Consider the following 21,090-nt stretch of genomic DNA (forward strand, 5'->3'; position numbering starts at 1 on the left):
GGCGGCGGACTCTAGCGAGGCCAACGGCGAGTCTCAATCGCGTAGCGCAAAGGCTTATGCTGATTTAACATTTCTGCCCGCTACGGCATGGAACGCAGCGGGTAAATGTTTCCGTTTAATGACAATTCGGTGACACCGGGGCTGTCCTGCCCGGTCAGCTCCGGCGCAGCAACTTGGTCAGCAATTCGCCCAAGGCCTGCTTGCGGATCGGCTTGGCCAGCAGGGTGCAGCGGTCGCGGAACGAGCTACTGCGCAGGATATCGGCATCGGCGGTGCCGGAAATGAATACCAGCGGCAGCGACGGAAGCAGCCGCAGCGCGCGCTCGCCGAGTTCCAGCCCGGTCATGCCCGGCATCATCACGTCGCTAATCATCAGCGCGATACTGGTATCCGATTGCAGGATATCCAGCGCCGCAGCCCCCGATCCCACGGCACGCACGCGATAACCCATGCTTTCCAGCAGCAGGCTGACCGTGGCCCGCAAATCGGCATTATCGTCCACCAGCAGGATGGTCGGCCCGCCGGGATCATTCTCGCTCTGCACCAAGGCTGAGGCCGGCGCGAGCGCCGGCAAATGCAGCGAAACCTCGGTGCCACGACCGATGGCGCTGTCGACATGTACATGGCCACCAGACTGGGTGATGAAGCCATGCACCATGCTCAAGCCCAGCCCACTGCCCTTGCCGATCTCCTTGGTGGTGAAGAATGGCTCGAAGACGCGGGCGCGCACTTCCTCGCTCATGCCGGTGCCGGTATCGGTCACGCTGATCACCACATAGCCATGCTCGCTGCTGCGTGCCATCTCGTCGCTGGGGCGCAAATAGGCCGTGCGGATGGTGAGGCTGCCGCCATTGGGCATGGCGTCGCGCGCATTGAGCGCCAGGTTGATCAGCGCATTCTCGAGCTGGCCAGGATCGACCTCCACTTCCGGCAGGCCGGGTGCCAGGCTGGTGCGCACCGAAACCGGATCACCCAGGGTATGGCGCAGCACGCTCGATATGCTGAGAATCAGTTCATTGGCATTCAGCCGCTTGGCGCGCAGATTCTGCTGCCGGCCGAAAGCCAGCAGGCGCTGGGTCAGTTCGGCGCCGCGCGTGGTGCTGTGCAGTGCCTGGTCGATCAGGCGGCGGCTGAAATCGTCGGACACCCGCATGTCCAGCAGTTCCAGATTGCCCATCACCACGGCCAGCAGATTGTTGAAGTCATGCGCGATGCCGCCGGTGAGCTGGCCGATCGCTTCCATCTTCTGCGACTGGCGCAGCTGCTCGCGCATTTCCTCGGCGCGGCGACGCTCGGTGATATCGTGGATCACGCCGATATAGAGCGGGCGGTCATCCAGGGTGGCTTCGGCCACCGCCAGCTCGAACGGGAATTCGCTGCCATCCTTGCGCCGGCCCAATACTTCGCGGCCGATGCCGATGATGCGCTTCACGCCGGTTTCGCGGTAGTTGCGCACATAGCCATCATGCTCCTCGCGGTAGGGCGTGGGCATCAGCATCTTGACGTTCTGGCCCAGCACCTCCTCGGGCGTATAACCGAACAGTTTCTGGCAGGCCTGGTTGTATAGCTGGATAATACCGCCATGATCGATCAGGATGACCCCGTCGATCATGGTGTCGATTACTGTGCGCAGGACTTGTTCTGTTTGCATGGTTGGTAGCTTACAGCCTTTGCTAGGTGCAATTCTCCTAAAATTAGGCTAATATCACGACCATGAGTTGCACATAAAGCGCCGTATCTGCACTTTTCATGGTGGGTGACCATGGCTCGGATACTCGTCGTCGACGATTACGCGGACTTTCGTCTGCTGTTGCGCCGCATGCTGGAGGCGGAAGGGCATAATGTGCGCGAAGCCAGTGACGGCCAAGCGGCGCTGGCTCTGCTGCAGCAGGAGCCCTTCGACCTGGTGATCACCGATGTGCTGATGCCGCAGAGCGACGGCATCGAGGTGCTGAACGCGCTGCGCCGCTCGGCCACGGGCATGCCGGTGATCGTCACGTCGGGCGGCGGCTCCACCATGAATGCCGAGATGGCGCTGGAATTGGGCGGCTTTCTCGGCGCCCATGCCATGCTGCGCAAGCCGGTGCGGCGGCAGGAATTGCTCACCGCCGTGGCCGCCGCGCTGGCGACAGCCAAGCCGGGCGCCGCCAAATCGGACTGAAAAGCCATCAAGCTGCCTGGCGGATCGCCTCGGCGGCTTTCTCGGCGATCATGATGGTCGGCGCATTGGTGTTGCCGCCGATCAGGCCGGGCATCACCGAGGCATCCGCCACATAGAGGCCATCCAGGCCGCGCAGCTTCAGCTGCGGATCCACCACCGCTTGGCGGTCCTCGGCCTTGCCCATGCGGCAGGTGCCGACCGGGTGATAGATCGTATCGGCGCGGGCGCGGATCGCAGTTTCCAGTTCGGCATCGCTTTCGGGCAGCGGATAGAGCGGGCGCGGGCCATGCGCCTTCAGGCTCGGCGCCTGCAGGATCCGCCGCATCATCCAGGCGCCGCGTTTCAAGGTCTCGGCATCGCGGCAATCGGTGAGGAAACGCGGGTCGATGCGCGGCGCCGCGAAGGGATCGGCGGAGCTGAGCCCGACCTCGCCCCGGCTATAGGGTCGGAGCACGCAGACATGGCAGGAATAGCCATGGCCCCAATGCTGCTTGCGGGCATGGTCATCCACCATGGCAACGACGAAGTGAAGCTGCACATCCGGGCGCTCCAGCCCCGGCTCGGTTTTCAGGAAGGCACCGCTTTCGGCGAAATTCGAGGTCAGCATGCCGCTGCGTTCGCGCTGCCATTGCCGCCAGGCCTTCAGCATCACCGGCAACGATTTCAGCGAATGGCCAAACAATTCGGCGGAATCGACGCGGTAATGCTCGAGGTAATCGAGATGATCCTGCAGGTTCTGGCCAACGCCGGGCAACTCATGCTGCACAGCGATGCCATGGCGCTGCATTTCCGCCGCAGGTCCGATGCCGGAAAGCAGCAGCAGATGCGGCGAGCCGAAGGCGCCGGCGGAAAGCACCACGGCGCGGCCGGCCCGGGCTTCGAGATCGAGGCCGCGCAGGCGGTAGCGCACCCCCGTGGCGCGGCGGTTTTCCAGCAGCACGCGCGTCGCCTGCGCGCCGGTGACGATGCTGAGGTTGGGCCGCGCCCGCACGTCTGGCGGCAGGTAGGCCTTGGCTGCCGAGCAGCGTTCGCCATTCTCCTGCGTCACCTGGAACCAGCCTGCACCTTCCTGCTCGGGGCCGTTGAAATCAACATTGCGGGGGATTTGCGTCTCGTCGCAGGCTTTGAGGAAATCGCCGGCAAAACGGTTCGGGCTGCGGATATCGGAAACCGCCAGCGGGCCATCACGGCCATGCAGAGCGGCAGCGCCACCGGCATCGATATCGGGGCGCAGGTTGCGCTCGGCGCGGCGGAAATAGGGCAGCACGTCCTCCCAGCCCCAGCCCGGCAGGCCCCATTCATCGTAATCGCGGCGATGGCCACGGATATAGATCATGGCGTTGATGCCGCTGGAGCCGCCGAGCATCTTGCCGCGCGGCTGATAGCCCTGGCGGCCATCCAGCATCGCCTGCGGCACGGTCTTGAAGGCCCAGTTGCGCCACGGTCCCGGCATGAACAGGGCAGCGCCGATCGGCAATTGGCAGGCGACGATATCGTCCGGCGGCCCGGCTTCCAGCAGACAGACTTTGCTGCGGCCATCGTCGCTCAAACGCCGCGCCAGCACGCAGCCGGCCGAGCCGCCGCCAACAATCACGTAATCGTACATCGCCCCCTCCCGGATTTTGTTTTGGTTACGGCGTCACGATATTGAAACGCTCGCCCGGTGGCTCGATCTGGCGCATCAGGTCGAGGAAGGCGAGCGGATTGCCCGACAGTTTTACATCGCCGGTAAGCAAAGCCACTGGCAGGCTGAGATCGCGCAAGGCGATGCGGTTCCAAGTGGCGCGGGTCATGCTCACGGTGGCATTGGCATCCGCTGCCTGCACGCCCTTGCGGTGATTGAGCACGCTGTTCTTGAGGAACATGTGGAATTGCTCATCGGTATCGGTGAAGCGCCAGTTGACCGAAATGTCCTTGCCCTCCACCTTCTCCGGGTCGATGCGCACGGCGAGGAAATCGAACATCAGATCGGTGCCGAGCGAGGCGATGATATCCGGGCTGGCGGTGCTGCCCTGGGGCAGCTTGGCCAGGCCGTTGCGCAATTCCTGGGCGCCGAGCAGGTAGAGATTGCGCCACACGCCGGATTCGGCCTGATAGCCAAGCTGTTCCAGGGCATCGGCCTGCAGGTTGCGCGCCGCCATGTTCTGTGGCTCGGCGAAAACCAGGTGGGTCAGCACTTCCGCCACGAAGCGGTATTCGCCGCGCGCATAGAAATCCTCGGCCTTCTTGAGCAAGGCGGCGCCACCACCCATGAATTCGACGTAATGCCTGGCGCCCTGCTCCGGCGGCAGCGGATCGAGACGGGCCGGGTGGCCGTCATACCAGCCGAGATAGCGCTGATACACCGCCTTGGCATTGTGCTTCAGCGTGCCGTAATAGCCCCGGTTATGCCAGGATTGCTCCAGCGCCTTGGGCAGCTTGATGTTTTCCGCGATTTCCGCCGGGGTTTGGCCCTGGTTGGCCAGCCGCACCGACTGGTCATGGATGAATTTGTAGAGGTCGCGGGTCTTTTCCATCACATCCGCAATGCGTGCCTCGCCCCAGCGCGGCCAGTGATGGCTGGCGAAGGCAACATCGGCGCGGCCCTGGAACAGCCGCATCGCCTCGTCGATGTAATAGGCCCAGGCGCGGCCGTCGCGCACCAGGGCGCCGCGCAGGGTGTAGAGATTATGCATCGTGCCGGTGACATTTTCCGCCAGGCAGAGCGCGCGCAGATCCGGGAACAGGATGTTCATTTCGGCCGGCGCCTCGGTTTCCGGCGTCATCTGGAATTCCATTTGCACGCCATCGATGGTCAGCGTCTGGCCGGTGCGCTCGATCAGGTCGGTGGGTGCGATCAGGCTGTAGGTGCCGCCGGCGGAAACCGATTTGCCCAGGCCGGTATCGACCTGGCCCTGCGGCCCACGCGCCAGCGCGATGCCGAACTGGTATTCGGCACGCCGCGTCATCGCGGTGCCGAGCAGCACATTCTCGCTCACCGCATGTTCCATGAAATGCAGCGGCGCGATCACCCGCACCTTGCCGGCCTTCACATCCGCCTCGTCGATCAGGCCGCGCACGCCGCCGAAATGATCGATATGCGGGTGGGTGTAGACCACCGCCAGGATCGGCTTTTTCGGCCGGTGCTTGTAGAGCAGTTCAAGCCCGGCCTTGGCAGCTTCCGCGATCAGCAGCGTGTCGATCACGATATAGCCGTTCGGCGTTTCGACAAACGTCATGTTGGCGATATCGTAGCCGCGCACCTGATAGATGCCGGGCTTGACCTCGAACAGGCCATGCAGATTGTTGAGTTGCGCCTGGCGCCATAGCGAGGGATTGACCGTATCCGGTGCCGCCGCGCTGGCATCGATGAAATCATAGGATTTGCGCGAGAAGGCGACCGCTGCGGTCTTGCCCGGGATCTCGGTATTTTCCAGCGCGGCGATGAAACCACGCTTGGCTTCCTCGAAATCGCGCTGGTCGGAGAACGGCAAGCCTGCTGCCATCGCCTTGTTACGCTGCAGCGTCTGCTCGCTGGCCGGCTTCGGGCGTTCCGCTTGTTGCGGCTGTGCCAGCAGATCATGACCAAGACCGACCAGACTCAGCACCGCAACACAGAATGCTGCCTTGCGCATCACCCCACCCCTCCCGTTATATGATGTAGTCATTTGACTACACTTTGCCCCAGTATAGCCGGGGCGGGATACCCGGCAAGCGGTAACTGCATTCAGGCGCGGCGCTCCGCCAGGGCCCCGAGACGGCGGGCGAAGGCGCGCGGCAGCATGCTGCGCGGCTGTTTCTCGAAGCCGGCGGCGGCACGCAGGAAGGGTTCGAATACCAGGAAGCCGAGGCCGGCTGCCGCCAGCACCACCACGTCCAGCGCCGCTTCGTTGCGCTTCTGGCCGCCAGCGACACGGTGTTCGATGATGCGGCGCAGCGTGGGAAAATCGCTCTGCAATTCGCGCGGATCGGCCCCATCCAGCAATTGCCGCGCCAGGATTCGCCAATAGGCATCGCCCTGCACAGCCGCCGCGAACACGGCCTCGGTGAGGCTGCCATGGGCCGCACCGCGCGCAATGCCCTGGCCAGCGGCCTGCGCCAGGGTATCGGCCTGGTGCTGCATCACGGCGCGCAGCAGGCCTTCCTTGCTGCCGAAATGGCGATGCACCAGGCCATGGTTGACCTTGGCCGCCAGCGCAATATCGCGCACCGATACGCCGCTGAAGCCGCGCCGGGCGAACAGCCTTGTCGCCGCCGCCAGCAGCGCCCGCTTCGGGTCCTTCTGGCGCGGTGCGGCGCGCTTCGGTTTCGCCGCCATGGTCAGAGGCTGATCACCAGCAGCCAGATGCTGGTGATCAGCAGGCAGGCGATGGTGAGCACGATGCCCACGGCGCGACCGAACGAGGTTTTCTCGCTGCCCATCAGGCCCCAGGCATGCAGCAGCCGGCCCGCCAGCAGGCCACCGCCCAGGCCATGCAGCGCCCAGGCCGGAATGCCGCGATATTCCAGCATCGCCAGCAGGATCAGCACCAGCGGCACATATTCGATGAAATTGGCATGGGCCCGGCAGGCCCGCGCCAGCGCCGGATGGCCGCCATCGCCGATGCCGACCTTGAATTTCCCGCGCAGCCGGATCACCGCGAAGGTGAGGGCTACCAGCAACAGGCCGAGCAGGCCGCCATAGATCGGCGTGATGGCGAAAGTATGTGGCATGGGCGGCCTCCCTTCTGGTTGTAAACGCCACCGCAAGCACGGCGACTTGGTGGAATGACATAGCACAAACCTCCATGGCCGCGCAGCAGCATCGTTTTTCCTTTGCGTCGCGCCGGCAAAGGCACTAATCGCTGGGACCGGGGGGGATCGCAGGCGCAGTTCTAGGAAGCAAAAAACTCATGCGTCCGGTCTGGTTATTGATTGTCTTTATGGCGCTTGTGCCGTTGCTGGCGCTGGCGGGCAATGCCGTGTTGCCGAAAGCACCGACGGCTGTCCGCGACGGGGCAGCATCGCACCGGCTGCTGGTGCTGTTTCCGCCGCATCTCGATTCAACCGCCGCGATGACACGCATCGCCGGCCATGGCCGGCCGCTTGCCGAAGGCCGCGCCGGTTCCTGGTTGGTGGCGGGCGATGACGGCCTGGCCGCCGCGCTCTACCGCAGCGGCGCCTGGCTGGTGCTCGATGCCGAAAGCTGGCTGGCCGGTTGCTTCACCCGATCTTCGTAATTGATTCCATTGCCATAAGGATACCGCCATGGTCGCTTCCCTTCTTGCTATTGATGCCGTGGATGACCTGCGCCGCCGCGCCAGCAAGCTTTTCGTGATCTGGCTGTGGCTGCATGTGCCGCTGCTGGGGCTGCTTGGCTGGTTCAACAGTACCGGCGTGATCGTGCATACCGTGCTGGCCGCCTTGCTGGCAATAGCGGCGACGCTGCTTGCAGCCCGCGATCCGCTGGCGCCGGCCACGCGCTACGTGGTTGCCACCGCCTTCGTCGGCATGGTGTCGCTGCTGGTCAATGCCGCCGCGGGGCCGTGGCAGATCGACGTGCATATGTATTACTTCGCCGCCTTCGCCATCCTCACCGCCTATTGCGACTGGCGCGTGGTGCTGCTGGCCGCCACGCTCACTGCCGTGCATCACCTGGGTCTCAACCTGCTGCTGCCAAGCGCGGTGTTTCCCGGCGGCGGCAATATCCTGCGCGTGCTGCTGCATGCCGTGATCGTGGTGGTGGAATGCAGCGTGCTGATCTGGCTGTGCATGGTGCTGGATGGCCTGTTCAGCCGCAGCCAGGCAGCTTTGGATGAAGCCCAGAACAATCTCGCCGAACGCAACCGCATGGAGGAGGAGGCTGCCCGCACGCGTGAGCGTTTTGCCACGCAGCAGGCCGAGCGCGAAGCAAAGTTCGAAGCCGCCATCGGTCAGGTAGTGGCCGCCGCCGCCGAGGGCGATCTGGCGCAGCGCGTCGAGACGGCACAGCTTGATGGCATGATCGGGCGTTTCGGCACGGCGCTTAACCGCCTGCTGACACGCACCGACGAGGTGATGAATGCAGTAACAGCCATGACTGCCGCCCTGGCCAAGGGCGATCTGAGGCACCGCATCGACGGCAAGTTCGGCGGCCGCTTTGGCACTATCGTAGAGGACCTGAATGCCACCGGCGGCGTGTTGCGCGATTTCGCCCAGCGCCTGGCGCATAGCGCCGAAGCGGTGCGCAGCGCCGCCGCCGAGATTTCGGAAGGCAGCCAGGACCTGGCGCAGCGCACAGAATCACAAGCCGCCAGCATCGAGGAGACGGCGGCGAGCATGCATGAGATCACCGCCACGGTGAAGCAGAATGCCGACAACGCACAGGCCGCCAACCAGCTCAGCCAGGCGGCGCGCGATACGGCGGAAGTTGGCGGCAGCGTGGTGAATGAGGCCGTGGCGGCGGTGACGCAGATCGAGGAAAGCGCGCGCAAGATTTCCGACATTGTTGGCCTGATCGACGAGATCGCGTTCCAGACCAACCTGCTGGCCCTGAATGCCAGCGTAGAAGCGGCCCGTGCCGGCGAAGCCGGCAAGGGCTTCGCTGTGGTGGCGCAGGAAGTGCGTGCGCTCGCCCAGCGTTCCGCCAATGCCTCGAAGGACATCAAGGCGCTGATCAACGCCTCCAACGCCCAGGTGAAAACCGGCGCCACGTTGGTCAATCAGACCGGCGCCCGGCTTGGCGAGATCGTGTCGGCAATCAAGAAGGTGTCGGATATCGTCGCCGAGATCGCCGCTGCCAGCCGCGAGCAGGCAACGGGTCTTGAGCAAGTCAATACCGCCGTCGGCGGCATGGACGAGATGACACAGCGCAACGGTGCGCTGGTCGAGCAGACCAACGCCTCCGCGCAGCAGCTATCGGGCCAGGCCAACGAGCTGTCACAGCTCGTCGGCTTCTTCCAGGTCAGTCGCTGATACTTAACTCGGTACCCTTAGCCCAGCACCTTGTGCAGCGTCAGGCGGCGTTCCTCGCCGTCTGCGCCGCGCCAGGCGATGCTCTGGCCTTCGGCAAGGCCGATCAGGGCCGCGCCGACTGGCGTGGCGATGCTGATGCGGCCGAGCGCAATATCGGCTTCCGCCGGATAGACCAGCATGCCGCTCTGCGCCTGGCGCTGGTCGCCATAGCCGAACAGCAGCGGCCGGTGCATGGCAGCTACCTGGCGGCCAAGCTGCGCCTGCGGCTGCAACTGGGCGCGCTCCAGCTCATCCAGCAGCATGCCGCCGAGTGCCGGCTGCACGCCTTCCAATGCCTCGGCCAGCGGCAGCAGGCGGTTATAGTCTTCATCGCCAATGGTGATCGGCGGCAGCGGATTGAGGAAGTTCATCATGGTCGTGTCTCCAAATACGGATCGACGCGCGCGAGCATGCCCAGCGGCGTCAGGATTGAGAAATTTTGGTTTGGTGTGTGGGAGGCCCCGGAGGGCGCGGGTTTTTTACGCGCGCGCCGCCGGGGCGGCATCGCCTGCATGCAGGCGGCCGGCGCGGGTGCTGTCAGCAATGCGGCGCGAAACGGTCATAGGATGAATATGGGGCGTGGAACCGCGCGGCGCAAGATGCACCCTGCCAAAGGAACGCTGGCCGCGCGGGAACTTTTCCGGCTTATTCCGCCGCCTGGCCGCGCGCCTGGGCGCGGATCAGGCCGATGATTTCGGCGGCCGCGGCCGGGATATTGGTGCCGGGACCGAAAATCGCTGCAACACCGGCCGCGCGCAGGAAATCATAATCCTGCGGCGGGATGACGCCGCCAGTGACGACGAGAATATCGCCCGCGCCCTGGTCCTGCAGCGCCTTGATCAATTGCGGCACCAGCGTCTTGTGGCCGGCGGCCTGGCTCGACACGCCGATGACATGCACGTCGTTGTCGATGGCATCCTTGGCGGCTTCTTCCGGCGTCTGAAACAGCGGCCCGACATCGACGTCGAAGCCGAGATCGGCAAACGCCGTGGCGATCACCTTGGCGCCGCGGTCATGGCCATCCTGGCCGAGCTTGACCACCAGGATACGCGGGCGGCGGCCTTCCTCTGCGGCGAAGGCCTCGATGTCCTGCTGGATCTTCATGAAGCCGGCATCCCCCTCATAGGCGGCGCCATAGACGCCGGAGATCGAGCGCACCACCGCCTGATGCCGCGTGAACACGCGCTCCATGGCATCCGACATCTCGCCGACGGTGACACGGGCGCGGGCCGCCTTCACACAGAGGTCGAGCAGGTTGGCATTGCCGCGCGCGCCGTCTTCCAACTCTTGTATGGCGCGCTCAGCCGCGATCTTGTCGCGGGTGTTGCGGATGGTCTTGAGCCGGGCGACCTGGGATTCGCGCACGCGGGTATTGTCGACTTCCATGGTTTCCGGCTTCTCGTCCTTGGCCGGGCGGTACTTGTTGACACCGACGACGACTTCCTCGCCCTTGTCGATGCGCGCCTGGCGCCGCGCCGCGGCTTCCTCGATGCGCAGCTTCGGCATGCCGCTTTCCACCGCCTTGGTCATGCCGCCCATGCCTTCCACTTCCTGGATCAGCGCCCAGGCATGTTCGGCGAGAGAATGGGTCAGCGCCTCGACGTAGTAGGAGCCGGCGAGCGGATCCACCACCTGGGTGATGCCGGTCTCTTCCTGGATGATGAGCTGGGTGTTGCGGGCGATGCGGGCGGAGAATTCGGTCGGCAGCGCGATGGCTTCATCCAGCGCATTGGTATGCAGCGACTGGGTGCCGCCGAGCACGGCGGCCAGCGCCTCGATGGCAGTACGCACCACGTTGTTGTAGGGGTCCTGCTCGGTGAGCGAGACGCCCGAGGTCTGGCAATGGGTACGCAGCATCAGGCTGCCGGATTTCTTCGGCTTGAATTCCTTCATGATGCGATGCCACAGCAGGCGCGCGGCGCGCAGCTTGGCCACTTCCATGAAGAAGTTCATGCCGATGGCGAAGAAGAAGCTCAAGCGCCCGGCGAATTCATCCACGTTCATGCCGGCATTGATCGCGGTGCGCACGTATTCCAGGCCATCGGCGAGCGTGAAGGCGAGTTCCTGCACCGCCGTGGCGCCGGCTTCCTGCATGTGGTAGCCGGAAATCGAGATCGAGTTGAACTTCGGCATGTTCTTGGCGGTGTAGCCGATGATGTCCGCGATGATCCGCATGCTCGGCGCCGGCGGATAGATATACGTGTTGCGGACCATGAACTCCTTGAGGATGTCGTTCTGGATTGTGCCGGAGAGCTTCTCCGCCGGCACGCCCTGTTCCTCGGCGGCGACGATGTAGCAGGCCAGCACCGGCAGCACGGCGCCATTCATGGTCATCGACACGCTCATCTTGTCTAGCGGGATACCGTCGAACAGGATCTTGGTGTCTTCCACGCTGTCGATGGCAACGCCGGCCTTGCCGACATCGCCGACCACGCGCGGATGGTCGGAGTCATAGCCGCGATGGGTGGCGAGGTCGAAGGCGACGCTGACGCCCTGCTGCCCGGCGGCGAGATTCTTGCGGTAGAAGGCATTGGATTCTTCCGCCGTGGAAAAACCCGCATACTGGCGGATCGTCCAGGGCCGGTTGGTATACATGGTGGCGCGCACGCCGCGGGTGAACGGCTCGACGCCGGGAAGCTGGGCAATCTCGAGCCCTTCCAGGTCGGCGGCGGTGTAGAGCGGCTTGACCTTGATGCCTTCCGGCGTGTCCCAGATCAGGTCCGTTACCGGCTTGTCGCCGAGTTCGCGCGCCGCCAGCTTGGCCCAGGCTTCCGGAAAAGTGATCGTATTGTCGCCCATGGTCTCGGCCCCGCCCACCGTCTTAGCGTTGTATTGGTCTTGGCATCATATTGCACTGCAATGACGCAGTATGCCGGGGAAAAACCCGCTGTCAAATGGGTGTTAGAATTTTACCTTTTTGCGCGAACAAGTAGCGAACATGGGATCGCGCTCATTGGCTCTGCGCTCGGTTGGCTTCCACCGCCTTGGCCGTGCCGCTAGACTTCCCCCCATGCCGACCAAGAAAGCCCCTGCTTCCCCGGTGAAGCTGCGCATCGTGCTGGACGAGGAAGCCTTCCTCGGGCCGGGCAAGGCCGACCTGCTGCAGGGCATCGCCGAGACCGGGTCGATCGCCGCTGCCGGGCGGCGGCTGGGCATGAGCTACAAGCGCGCCTGGCTCCTGGCCGAGACGCTCAACGGCTATTTCCAAGAACCGCTGGTGACAGCCGCGACCGGCGGCAAGGCGGGCGGCGGCGCGACGCTGACCACGCTGGGCCAGGATGTGCTGGTGCGCTACCGCCGCATGGTGGCGGCGAGCGAAGCCGCCTGCGCCGAGGATGTTGCCGCCCTGAACAAGCTGCGTGGGCGCAAGCTGCGCGGCAAATCGGCGAAATAAACCGCGAGATAAGCGAAATTTCCGTCCGGCTATAGCGCTTGAGTTGGCGCGCCGCACCGCGTTATAGTTCTTCGGACATAACGAAGGGACGCCATGATGCGCTTTCTTGCCGCCCTGCTACTCAGTCTTGGTCTGCTGCTGAATACCTCATTTCTCGCTAAGCAGGCCCGCGCCCAGGACCTGCTGGTTTTCGCCGCCGCCTCGCTGAAGAATGCGCTGGACGAGATCAACCAGGGTCAGGCGGGCGTGAAGGTCTCCTACGCCGCGTCCTCGGCGCTGGCCCGCCAGGTGGAAGCCGGCGCGCCGGCGGATGTGTTCATTGCCGCCGATCTCGACTGGATGGATTACCTGCAGCAGCGCAATCTGGTGCGCAACGCCACGCGCACCAACCTGCTCGGCAACCGCCTCGCGCTGATCGCGCCGGCCGACAGCAAGGCGGCGATCACGCTGGGCAGCAATGCCAATCTGGCCGCACTGCTCGGGCCCGATGGCCGCTTGGCCATGGGCGACGTGAACGCGGTGCCGGCCGGCAAATATGGCAAGGCGGCGCTGGAAGCCCTGAGTATCTGGCCACAGGTGGCAAGCCGCGTGGCACAGGCCGAGAATGTGCGCGCCGCCCTGGCCCTGGTGGCGCGCGGCGAGGCGCCGCTCGGCATCGTTTACCGCACCGACGCCGCGAGCGAGCCGAAGGTGCGCGTGGTGACCGACTTCCCGGAAAATACCCATCCGCCGATCATCTATCCCGCCGCCGTATTGGCCGGCAGCAAGCATGACGCCGCCGCCGCCTATCTCGCCCGGCTGCGCACCAGCCAGGCAGCGGCGATTTTCGCCAAGCATGGTTTCGCGGTACTGCCGGCGGATGCCAAGATCAACTAGTATCGATTTGTGACACTCACACCGGAAGAAACCACTGCGCTGCTGTTGAGTCTCAAGGTGGCGGGCACCGCCACCTTGCTCAGCATGCCGTTCGGGCTGTTCTTCGCCTGGCTGCTGGCGCGGCGCGACTTTCCCGGCAAGGCATTGCTGGATGCGGTGATCCACCTGCCGCTGATCCTGCCGCCTGTCGTCACCGGCTATCTTCTTCTGCTGCTGTTTGGCCGCCGCGGCCTGATCGGCGCCTGGCTGGCGGAAAATCTCGGCATCGTGTTTGCCTTCCGCTGGACCGGCGCGGCACTGGCCTGCGCCGTGATGGGCTTTCCGCTGATGGTGCGCGCCATGCGGCTGTCATTGGAAGCTGTTGACCAGAAGCTTGAGCAGGCGGCCGGCACGCTCGGCGCCAATGCCGCCCTGGTGTTTATCACCGTCACCCTGCCGCTGATGCTGCCGGGCCTGCTGGCTGGCGTGGTGTTAAGTTTCGCCCGCGCGCTGGGCGAGTTCGGCGCCACGATCACTTTTGTTTCCAACATTCCGGGCGAAACCCAGACCTTGCCCACCGCGCTCTACAGCTTCACCCAGGTACCCGGCGGCGACGGCCCGGCTTTGCGCCTGACTCTGATTTCCATTGCGCTGGCGGTGGTGTCGTTGATCGCCAGCGAGATCCTGTCGCGCCGCGCCACTCGGCTGGTGAGCGGCCAATGAGTACGCCATCGTGAGCCTGGACGTCGATATCCGCCACAGCCAGGGCGACTTCACGCTCGCCGCGCGCTTTCAATGCGGCCCCGGCGTCACGGCGCTGTTCGGTCGCTCCGGCGCCGGCAAGACCACCCTGGTCAACCTGATCGCCGGCTTGATCAAACCGCGCGAGGGCCGCATCGCCGTTGCTGGCCGCGTGCTGGTGGATACGCGCGAAGGCATCTTCCTGCCGCCGCATAAGCGCCGCATCGGCTATGTGTTCCAGGATGCACGGTTGCTGCCGCATCTGGATGTGACGCGCAACCTGCTTTATGGCCGCTGGCTGGCCGATGGATTCTTCGGGATGCGCCGGGATGGCTTCGAGCATACGGTTGCTTTGCTCGGGCTTGAACATTTACTGACGCGCCGCCCGGGCACGCTGTCGGGTGGCGAGAAACAGCGTGTCGCCATCGGTCGCGCCTTGCTGACACGGCCCGCCCTGCTGCTGCTGGACGAGCCGCTGGCTTCGCTTGATGCAGCACGCAAGGAAGAAATCCTGCCCTACCTGGAACGGCTGCGCGATGAATTACGTATCCCCATCGTGCATGTCAGCCACGCGCTGCCGGAAGTGACGCGGCTCGCCACCAATGTGGTGCTGCTCTCCCAGGGCCGCGTCGAGGCGGTGGGCAGCATGGCTGAACTGGCCGCGCGGCTCGATCTCTATCCGATCACCGGGCGCTACGAAGCCGGCGCGGTGCTGGCCTGCTGCATTGCCGCGCATGATGCGGCCCATGGCCTGACGCAACTGACAAGCCCGGCCGGGGCGCTCTGGGTGCCGCAGCTTGAGCTGGCCATCGGCGCCAGCGTGAATATCCGCATCCGTGCCCGCGACGTGACGCTGTTCCTGGAGCCGCCGCAGGGTTCGAGCGCGCTGAACATCCTGCGCGGGTGCGTGCGCGAAATCGTGCGGCGCGAAGGCGCGGCGGTAGATGTGAAGCTGGATTGCAGCCTGGAACCGGGCAAGGCGGGTGCGGATGTGATCGCGCGCATCACCCGGCTTTCCGCCGAGCGGCTGAACCTGGCGCCGGGCCAGGTGCTGTATGCGGCGATCAAGACCGTGGCAATGGACCGCCGTGGCATCACCGGCCTGGGGCCGCCTGCCGCATAGCCACCGGCTGCTTAGCTTAGCATCTCGCGACCCTGTTCATCGAAGAACACGGTAAGGCCGAGCACCACATCGACGGTTTCGCCATCGTCGGCCATCGGCAGGAAGATGCGCTCCAGCGCATGCAGTTCGCGGTCATGCGGCATATAGGCCGGGCCGCGATACCAAGCCGGGCGGCGCTGCTCGGCTAGTTGATGCAATTCGCGCAGCGGCAACGCATCGGGTGGCAATAGGTTTTCGATGAAATCGCCGGGTGCGGCAAGGATGCCGAAGCGCCGCATCGCGCCACCAACCAGGCGCATGCGGAAACGCGGGCCCGGGTTTGGCGATAGGGAGCGGGGCAAAACATCCACCAGCCACATGTATTCCAGCAGGCGCGGGATGCGCAGGGGATCAAGCGCACGCCGGCCCGGCAGGCGGCCCGGTGCCGGCGCGCATTCCTGCCAATAGGCATAAATCATGCGGAGCATGGCATGCGCATCGGCAGGCAAAGCGAAAGGTGCTTGCGGCGGTGAATATTCCAAGGCGATACCGAAACGGCGAGACGGGCACAATCTACAGCAGAATTGTGCAGGATAGAACCGCCAGCATGCACCAGCCGGGACTTTCCGCGCCGCCACCGGCAGCTTAGAATTCTTGCCCGGATTACTGGAGTAGTCGCGTCATGGCCGCCGCGCCGCTGATTGATGCCTCGCTGGAGGCCTGGAAAGTCACCGCCGCGCGCCGGCTGATCGAGACCGTGCCATTCCACCTCTGGGCAGGGTTAACCCTGTTGGAACTGTCGCCTGGGCTGTGCCGGCTCAGCTTTCCCGCCAGCGGCGATGTCCTTGTTGTCGGCGGCTACGTGCATGGCGGGATCCTGAACGGTCTGCTGGAGCCTGCCGCCTATGGCGCGCTGATTACCGGGCTCAATGAGAGCGACCATGCCGTCACCGTGGATATCCATGTGCAGCATCTGCGCTCGATCCAGCAGGGCGCCGAGGTGGAACTGACCGGCAGGGTCGTCCGCCGCGCCCGCGCGCTCGCCTTCCTGGAAGCCGAGGCCCGCGTCGATGGCCTGCTGCATACCCAGGCCCGCATTACCAAAGCCATATCGCGGTCATGACCCATCAGGCACCCATACAGCTGGGCCGCGTGCTCTGCGTGCTGGGGCCAACCAATACCGGCAAGACCCATCTTGCCGTCGAGCGCCTGCTGGGCCACAAGAGCGGCATCATCGGGCTGCCGCTGCGGCTGCTGGCGCGCGAGATCTATGACCGCGCGGTGGCGATCAAGGGCGCCGCGCGGGTGGCGCTGGTCACCGGCGAAGAAAAGATCGTGCCACCGCAGGCGCAATGGTTCATCTGCACTGTCGAGGCGATGCCGCTGGAACGGCAGTATGATTTCCTCTGCGTTGATGAAATCCAGCTTTGCGGCGATGCCGAGCGCGGCCATGTCTTCACCGAGCGGCTGCTGCATGCGCGCGGCGCGCAGGAAACCATGTTCCTTGGCGCCGACACCATGCGGGCGCTGATCCGCCGCCTGGTGCCGCAGGCTGAATTCATCGCCCGGCCGCGGCTTTCGGCGCTGGAATATGCCGGCTCGAAGAAACTCTCGCGCCTGCCGCCACGCTCGGCGGTGGTGGCGTTTTCGGCCAGCGATGTCTATGCCATCGCGGAATTGCTCAGGCGCCAGCGCGGCGGCGCCGCTGTTGTGCTCGGCGCGCTCAGCCCGCGGGCGCGCAACGCGCAGGTGGCGATGTTTCAGAACCGCGAGGTCGAGGTGATGGTGGCGACCGACGCCATCGGCATGGGCCTCAATCTCGATATCGAACACATGGCCTTCGCCGAGACATCGAAATTCGACGGTATCTCGATCCGGCCGCTGACACCGGCGGAACTAGGCCAGATCGCCGGCCGCGCCGGGCGGCATCTGCGCAACGGCACGTTTGGCACCACCAACAATCCCTATGGCGGCGAAAGCCCGGTGCTGGACCCGGAAATCATCGAGCGGATCGAAAACCATCATTTTGATCCGGTGCCTGTGGCGCGCTGGCGCAACGCTGCGTTGGATTTCCGCTCACCCCAGGCGCTATTGCGCAGCCTGGACGCGCCGCCGCCGCGCGAGGGACTGATGCGGGCGCGCGAGGCCGACGACCTGCTGGCATTGAAGGCGCTACTGCAGGATGACGACGCCATGCACCGCGCCAAGGGCCATGACCGCGTGCAATTGCTGTGGCAGGTCTGCGAGATTCCCGATTTCCGCAAGAGCCTGCATGACGGCCATGTGCGGCTCTTAAGCCAGATTTACCGCCATCTCTGCGACCGCGATGGCCGTTTGCCGGCCGATTGGGTGCAGGGCCAGCTAACCCGCATCGACCGCACCGAGGGCGATATCGACACGCTCTCGAACCGCCTGGCGCATATCCGCACCTGGACCTATATCGCGCATCGTGGCAGTGTGGGACAAGAACGCGGGCAGAAACGCCAACACGGCAAAAGTGCCGGCTGGCTTGACGACGGGCCGCTTTGGCAGGAAAAGACACGGGCGATCGAGGACAGGCTGTCGGATGCGCTGCATGAGCGGCTCACCCAGCGTTTCGTCGACCGCCGCGCCACGGTGCTGACCAGGCACCTGCGCGACATCAAGACATTGGCCATTCGTATCGCAGAGGATGACGCGCTCATGGTTGAAGGCGAAAGCATTGGCCGCATTGTCGGCTTGCGCTTTACCCCGGACGGGCATGAGACCGGCGAGGAGGAGCGGGCGCTGCGCGCCGCCGCGCATCGCGCGCTCGGGCCGGCATTGGAAGAACGCGCCCGCGAGATCCTCGGCCTGGCCGATGACCGCTTCGGGCTTTCGCCGGAAGGCGCGATCATCCTCAAGGACGATCCGATCCATGCCCATGGCGCGGCCTTGGCAAAACTCGCCAAGGGGCCGATGCCGCTGGAGCCGAAGCTGGTGCTGCTCGCCGACGAAGCCTTGCCGGCGGAGCATCGCCGCGCGGTGGAAGACCGCCTGCAGCGCTGGCTCGACGCGCATCTGCGCCAGCATTTGGGCGATCTCTACAAGCTGCGCGATGCCGACCTGAAAGGGGCTGCGCGCGGCATTGCCTTCCAGCTCGCCAATGATTTCGGCGCCGTGCTGCGCGAGGATGTGAACGAGCTGCTGCGCGCCATGGACCAGACGGCGCGGCATCCGCTGCGGCGTTTGGGCGTCACCTTCGGCGAGATGCATATCTTCCTGCCGAAGCTGCTGAAGCCGAAACCGACGCAGCTCAAGACATTGCTGTTCTCGATCAACAACGAGAAGCCGCCGCTCAGCCCGCCGCCGCCGGGCCTGACCTCGCTGGATATCATCGAGCCGCGCCCGGAACGCTGGTGGCTCGCCGCCGGCTTCCTGCGCGTCGAAAACCGCGCCTACCGCCTCGATATCGTGCAGCGCATCGCCGAGGGCGCGCGCAAGGCCGAGCATGACGCCAAGCATCCGCCGGCTTTGTTCTCGATCTCGCCGGTGACGCCCATAAAGCCGGAGGACACCAAGCCCGAAGCAGAGACAGCCGAGGCCGCGGCAACCGGGACAGACGAAGCCGCAGCCATTGCCGCCACGGTGGAGGAAATCGAAGCCCCCGCCGAAGCGCCTGTTGAAGCCGTTGTGGAAGCTGAAGCAGCCGCTGGCGAGACGCCTGCCGCTGAAGCCCCGGCCGAAACAGCTCCGGCTCCGGTCGCCTCTCAGCCGGTGCGCCGCAAGCCGCGCCCGGATGGTTCCTTCCCGCCGGCGGTGGAATGGATGAACCTGGCAGGCTGCGGCACCGAGCAGCTCCGCCTGCTGCTGATCAAGCTCGGCTACCGCCCGGTGCAGCGCAGCCTCGACGATGGCCAGCCGGCGATCGAGATGTTCGTGCGCTCGGGCAAGGCGATCCAGGCCAAGCGCCAGCGCGAGCAGGAAAAGCGCCAGCGCGAGGAAGCCATCATCAAGGACAGCCCGTTCGCCGCGCTGGCGAAACTCAAGCAGCGCTAGAGCACTGCAGGGGCCAAGCTCGGACAGGGGCCCTCCTTTTAACCCGTCATGCCCGCGCAGGCGGGCATCCCATTTTCTTTTTCGGCCAGAGATGCCCGAAGGGCTGGCCGGGGCATGACGAAACCGGGGAGCGCCGCCGCATTGCCTCAAACGCGCCCACGCGGTAGTTTCCGCCCAACGTCTCCGTAGCTCAGCTGGATAGAGCGGCTGCGTCCTAAGCAGCGGGTCGGGAGTTCGAATCTCTCCGGGGACGCCATTCCTTACTTGTTCAGCGCCATCTCCAGTGCGGTGTCGCAATGCACCAGCGTCGTGTCGAACACCGGCACGCGCACATTGCCCTGATGGAGCAGCATGCCGACTTCGGTGCAGCCGAGGATCAGGCTGTCGGCGCCGCGCGCCACCAGGCGTTCAGCAATCGCGATATAGGCGGCCTGGCTCTCGGCCGTCACGATATCGCGGCAGAGTTCATCGTAGATGATGCGGTGCGTCTCGGCGCGGTCGGCGGCTTCCGGGAGCAGCGGCGTGAGGCCGGCGGCAATGAGGCGGCCGGTGTAGAATTCCTGCTCCATGGTGAAGGCAGTGGCCATCAGCCCTGGGCGGCGCAGGCCGGCTTCGCGGATACGGGCGGCGGTAGCATCCGCGATATGCAGCAGCGGGATTGAGACGCCCTGCATCATCTGGTCGGCCAGCTTGTGCATGGTGTTGGTGGCGAGCAGCAGGAAATCCGCGCCGCCGCGCTGCAAGGCTTTTGCTTCCCGGTTCAGGATCGCGCCGGCCTGCTGCCATTCGCCGGCCATCTGCAACGTTTCGATCACCGCGAAATCCAGCGAGCGGATCAGCAATTCCGGCGAATGCAGGCCGCCCAGGCGTTCACGCGTGCGATTGCAGAGTTCACGGTAGTAGATCTGCGTCGAGGCGGCGGACATGCCGCCGAGGATGCCGATGGTTCTCATCGATGGCGGGTTTTCATCTATCCGACAGGCCGCGTTGCAGTGGCCTCAGCCTTCCTTTACCGCCACGGGGGCGGAGAAGCTGTAGCCGATGCCGTAGACCATCTTGATCGGGGCTTCGCCGCCCGAGGCTTCCTCGATCTTGCGGCGCAGGCGACGCACCAGGGCATCGATCGAGCGGTCTTCGGCGCGCAGGCTGGGCCGCGACAGCACGCGGGCGATTTCATCGCGCGGGCAAGCCTTGCCGGCGCGCTCGATCAGCGCCGAGAGGAAGGCGACTTCGCTGCCGGTCAGCCGCACGCTGGCGGCATTGGGGGCGGTGAGCTGCCATTGCATCGGCTGGAACTGCCAGCCGGCTTCGCCATGGGCGGCTGCCTCGCCGGCCTCGCCGGCGCCACCTTCAGCGCTGGCGCGGGTCTGTTCCAGGCGGCGCAGCACCGAGCGGATCGTCGCCTCGATCTCGCGCAAGCTGGCATGCTTCACCAGATAGGCATCGGCGCCGCTTTCCAGGCCCTCGACGCGATCATCGGCACTGGAGCGCATGGTGAGCATCACGATGCCGCAATCGGAATCCTGGCGCAGTTCGCGCGCCAGATCGAAACCGTTGCCATCGGGCAGGTTGACGTCGAGCAGCACCAGATCAGGCACACCGTGCCAGGCGATATGGTTGCGGAAACCGGTGGCATCGCCGATGCCGGTGACGCTGTAGCCATGCGCCAGCAGGAAGTCCACCAGATCGACGCGCAGCGACGGTTCGTCTTCGACGACGACGACGCGGGTCTGGGGGGGGGAAGCGGCTTCGACGCGGGTAACCATGTCCGCAGTATATGTAATTTTGTCCTCCCGTCGACTACCTGCGGCGGTACCGCGAAGCGGCGCCTACTCTTGCGGAGAAGTTGCATTTTATGATGGGCAAATC

Annotated in this window: 19 protein-coding genes and 1 tRNA gene; 10 read left to right on the top strand and 10 right to left on the bottom strand. The window is 65.0% G+C overall.

Features of this window, described 5'->3' with window-relative positions; genetic code table 11:
• Positions 1 to 154: 154 nt before the first annotated feature.
• A complete protein-coding gene (locus tag V6B08_RS02985; RefSeq protein ID WP_341977961.1) occupies positions 155 to 1,651 on the bottom strand; it encodes a PAS domain S-box protein in 1,497 nt (498 codons plus the stop codon).
• A gap of 111 nt (positions 1,652 to 1,762) precedes the next feature.
• Between V6B08_RS02985 and V6B08_RS02990 the strand changes: the two genes are divergently transcribed.
• Entirely contained in the window at positions 1,763 to 2,161 is a 399-nt protein-coding gene (locus V6B08_RS02990) for a response regulator transcription factor (protein WP_341977963.1), read from the top strand.
• 7 nt (positions 2,162 to 2,168) lie between these two features.
• Here V6B08_RS02990 and V6B08_RS02995 read toward each other — a convergent pair whose 3' ends face one another.
• The 4 genes from V6B08_RS02995 to V6B08_RS03010 all read right to left on the bottom strand — a co-directional run bounded on the left by V6B08_RS02995 (position 2,169) and on the right by V6B08_RS03010 (position 6,853).
• Positions 2,169 to 3,767 carry a GMC family oxidoreductase gene (locus V6B08_RS02995; RefSeq protein ID WP_341977965.1) on the bottom strand — a complete coding sequence of 533 codons (1,599 nt, stop codon included), beginning with the start codon at positions 3,765 to 3,767 and terminating at the stop codon, positions 2,169 to 2,171.
• Between the two features lie 25 nt (positions 3,768 to 3,792).
• Positions 3,793 to 5,775 (bottom strand): alkyl/aryl-sulfatase, encoded by a 1,983-nt coding sequence (locus V6B08_RS03000; RefSeq protein WP_341977967.1) that lies wholly within the window; start codon positions 5,773 to 5,775, stop codon positions 3,793 to 3,795.
• Positions 5,776 to 5,867: 92 nt separating this feature from the next.
• The gene (locus V6B08_RS03005) at positions 5,868 to 6,458 is read right to left on the bottom strand and encodes a TetR/AcrR family transcriptional regulator (RefSeq protein WP_341977969.1); all 591 of its coding nucleotides are present in this window, start codon (positions 6,456 to 6,458) and stop codon (positions 5,868 to 5,870) included.
• 2 nt (positions 6,459 to 6,460) lie between these two features.
• Complete coding sequence (locus tag V6B08_RS03010; protein ID WP_341977971.1) at positions 6,461 to 6,853, bottom strand: MAPEG family protein; 393 nt, start codon at positions 6,851 to 6,853, stop codon at positions 6,461 to 6,463.
• A gap of 209 nt (positions 6,854 to 7,062) precedes the next feature.
• Between V6B08_RS03010 and V6B08_RS03015 the strand changes: the two genes are divergently transcribed.
• Together V6B08_RS03015 and V6B08_RS03020 are read left to right on the top strand one after the other, a co-directional pair.
• Positions 7,063 to 7,359, top strand: a complete 297-nt coding sequence (locus V6B08_RS03015) for a hypothetical protein (protein ID WP_341977973.1) — start codon at positions 7,063 to 7,065, stop codon at positions 7,357 to 7,359.
• A 28-nt stretch (positions 7,360 to 7,387) separates the two neighbouring features.
• The gene (locus V6B08_RS03020; RefSeq protein ID WP_341977976.1) at positions 7,388 to 9,073 is read left to right on the top strand and encodes a methyl-accepting chemotaxis protein; all 1,686 of its coding nucleotides are present in this window, start codon (positions 7,388 to 7,390) and stop codon (positions 9,071 to 9,073) included.
• Positions 9,074 to 9,090: 17 nt separating this feature from the next.
• On the opposite strand, the gene V6B08_RS03025 is transcribed toward V6B08_RS03020, so the two are convergent.
• Positions 9,091 to 9,486: a GreA/GreB family elongation factor gene (locus V6B08_RS03025; protein ID WP_341977978.1), complete on the bottom strand. Its 396-nt coding sequence runs from the start codon at positions 9,484 to 9,486 to the stop codon at positions 9,091 to 9,093.
• A 271-nt stretch (positions 9,487 to 9,757) separates the two neighbouring features.
• Entirely contained in the window at positions 9,758 to 11,911 is a 2,154-nt protein-coding gene (gene scpA / locus V6B08_RS03030; protein WP_341977980.1) for a methylmalonyl-CoA mutase, read from the bottom strand.
• Positions 11,912 to 12,122: 211 nt separating this feature from the next.
• Between scpA and V6B08_RS03035 the strand changes: the two genes are divergently transcribed.
• The 4 genes from V6B08_RS03035 (at position 12,123) to modC (ending at position 15,225) form a co-directional block, all read left to right on the top strand.
• Positions 12,123 to 12,506: a winged helix-turn-helix domain-containing protein gene (locus V6B08_RS03035; protein ID WP_341977982.1), complete on the top strand. Its 384-nt coding sequence runs from the start codon at positions 12,123 to 12,125 to the stop codon at positions 12,504 to 12,506.
• Between the two features lie 93 nt (positions 12,507 to 12,599).
• Positions 12,600 to 13,382 carry a molybdate ABC transporter substrate-binding protein gene (modA, locus tag V6B08_RS03040; RefSeq protein ID WP_341977984.1) on the top strand — a complete coding sequence of 261 codons (783 nt, stop codon included), beginning with the start codon at positions 12,600 to 12,602 and terminating at the stop codon, positions 13,380 to 13,382.
• A 9-nt stretch (positions 13,383 to 13,391) separates the two neighbouring features.
• Positions 13,392 to 14,084: a molybdate ABC transporter permease subunit gene (modB, locus tag V6B08_RS03045; RefSeq protein ID WP_341977986.1), complete on the top strand. Its 693-nt coding sequence runs from the start codon at positions 13,392 to 13,394 to the stop codon at positions 14,082 to 14,084.
• A gap of 10 nt (positions 14,085 to 14,094) precedes the next feature.
• On the top strand, positions 14,095 to 15,225 hold the full coding sequence (gene modC, locus V6B08_RS03050; RefSeq protein WP_341977988.1) for a molybdenum ABC transporter ATP-binding protein: 1,131 nt from the start codon (positions 14,095 to 14,097) through the stop codon (positions 15,223 to 15,225).
• A gap of 11 nt (positions 15,226 to 15,236) precedes the next feature.
• On the opposite strand, the gene V6B08_RS03055 is transcribed toward modC, so the two are convergent.
• Positions 15,237 to 15,692, bottom strand: a complete 456-nt coding sequence (locus V6B08_RS03055) for a PAS domain-containing protein (protein WP_341977990.1) — start codon at positions 15,690 to 15,692, stop codon at positions 15,237 to 15,239.
• A 194-nt stretch (positions 15,693 to 15,886) separates the two neighbouring features.
• On the opposite strand from V6B08_RS03055, the gene V6B08_RS03060 reads away from it, so the two are divergent.
• From V6B08_RS03060 to V6B08_RS03070, 3 genes are all read left to right on the top strand, one after another.
• Positions 15,887 to 16,327 carry a PaaI family thioesterase gene (locus V6B08_RS03060; protein ID WP_341977992.1) on the top strand — a complete coding sequence of 147 codons (441 nt, stop codon included), beginning with the start codon at positions 15,887 to 15,889 and terminating at the stop codon, positions 16,325 to 16,327.
• Positions 16,324 to 19,221: a helicase-related protein gene (locus V6B08_RS03065; protein WP_341977994.1), complete on the top strand. Its 2,898-nt coding sequence runs from the start codon at positions 16,324 to 16,326 to the stop codon at positions 19,219 to 19,221. Before V6B08_RS03060 ends, V6B08_RS03065 begins: the two co-directional genes overlap by 4 nt.
• 179 nt (positions 19,222 to 19,400) lie before the next feature.
• A tRNA-Arg gene (locus tag V6B08_RS03070) sits at positions 19,401 to 19,477 on the top strand.
• Between the two features lie 4 nt (positions 19,478 to 19,481).
• Here V6B08_RS03070 and V6B08_RS03075 read toward each other — a convergent pair.
• Both V6B08_RS03075 and V6B08_RS03080 read right to left on the bottom strand, forming a co-directional pair.
• Positions 19,482 to 20,174 (bottom strand): aspartate/glutamate racemase family protein, encoded by a 693-nt coding sequence (locus V6B08_RS03075; protein WP_341977996.1) that lies wholly within the window; start codon positions 20,172 to 20,174, stop codon positions 19,482 to 19,484.
• Between the two features lie 45 nt (positions 20,175 to 20,219).
• Complete coding sequence (locus tag V6B08_RS03080) at positions 20,220 to 20,987, bottom strand: response regulator transcription factor (RefSeq protein WP_341977998.1); 768 nt, start codon at positions 20,985 to 20,987, stop codon at positions 20,220 to 20,222.
• Positions 20,988 to 21,090: the final 103 nt, after the last annotated feature.

This window comes from Ferrovibrio sp. MS7, assembly GCF_038404985.1.
Classification (GTDB): Bacteria; Pseudomonadota; Alphaproteobacteria; order Ferrovibrionales; family Ferrovibrionaceae; genus Ferrovibrio; species Ferrovibrio plantarum.

Excerpts from the sequence above, each read along its gene's own strand:
- V6B08_RS02985 (WP_341977961.1), bottom strand. The coding sequence starts at position 1,651 with ATGCAAACAGAACAAGTCCTGCGCACAGTAATCGACACCATGATCGAC.
- V6B08_RS02990 (WP_341977963.1), top strand. The coding sequence starts at position 1,763 with ATGGCTCGGATACTCGTCGTCGACGATTACGCGGACTTTCGTCTGCTG.
- V6B08_RS02995 (WP_341977965.1), bottom strand. The coding sequence starts at position 3,767 with ATGTACGATTACGTGATTGTTGGCGGCGGCTCGGCCGGCTGCGTGCTG.
- V6B08_RS03000 (WP_341977967.1), bottom strand. The coding sequence starts at position 5,775 with ATGCGCAAGGCAGCATTCTGTGTTGCGGTGCTGAGTCTGGTCGGTCTT.
- V6B08_RS03005 (WP_341977969.1), bottom strand. The coding sequence starts at position 6,458 with ATGGCGGCGAAACCGAAGCGCGCCGCACCGCGCCAGAAGGACCCGAAG.
- V6B08_RS03010 (WP_341977971.1), bottom strand. The coding sequence starts at position 6,853 with ATGCCACATACTTTCGCCATCACGCCGATCTATGGCGGCCTGCTCGGC.
- V6B08_RS03015 (WP_341977973.1), top strand. The coding sequence starts at position 7,063 with ATGGCGCTTGTGCCGTTGCTGGCGCTGGCGGGCAATGCCGTGTTGCCG.
- V6B08_RS03020 (WP_341977976.1), top strand. The coding sequence starts at position 7,388 with ATGGTCGCTTCCCTTCTTGCTATTGATGCCGTGGATGACCTGCGCCGC.
- V6B08_RS03025 (WP_341977978.1), bottom strand. The coding sequence starts at position 9,486 with ATGATGAACTTCCTCAATCCGCTGCCGCCGATCACCATTGGCGATGAA.
- scpA (WP_341977980.1), bottom strand. The coding sequence starts at position 11,911 with ATGGGCGACAATACGATCACTTTTCCGGAAGCCTGGGCCAAGCTGGCG.
- V6B08_RS03035 (WP_341977982.1), top strand. The coding sequence starts at position 12,123 with ATGCCGACCAAGAAAGCCCCTGCTTCCCCGGTGAAGCTGCGCATCGTG.
- modA (WP_341977984.1), top strand. The coding sequence starts at position 12,600 with ATGATGCGCTTTCTTGCCGCCCTGCTACTCAGTCTTGGTCTGCTGCTG.
- V6B08_RS03055 (WP_341977990.1), bottom strand. The coding sequence starts at position 15,692 with ATGCTCCGCATGATTTATGCCTATTGGCAGGAATGCGCGCCGGCACCG.
- V6B08_RS03060 (WP_341977992.1), top strand. The coding sequence starts at position 15,887 with ATGGCCGCCGCGCCGCTGATTGATGCCTCGCTGGAGGCCTGGAAAGTC.
- V6B08_RS03065 (WP_341977994.1), top strand. The coding sequence starts at position 16,324 with ATGACCCATCAGGCACCCATACAGCTGGGCCGCGTGCTCTGCGTGCTG.
- V6B08_RS03075 (WP_341977996.1), bottom strand. The coding sequence starts at position 20,174 with ATGAGAACCATCGGCATCCTCGGCGGCATGTCCGCCGCCTCGACGCAG.
- V6B08_RS03080 (WP_341977998.1), bottom strand. The coding sequence starts at position 20,987 with ATGGTTACCCGCGTCGAAGCCGCTTCCCCCCCCCAGACCCGCGTCGTC.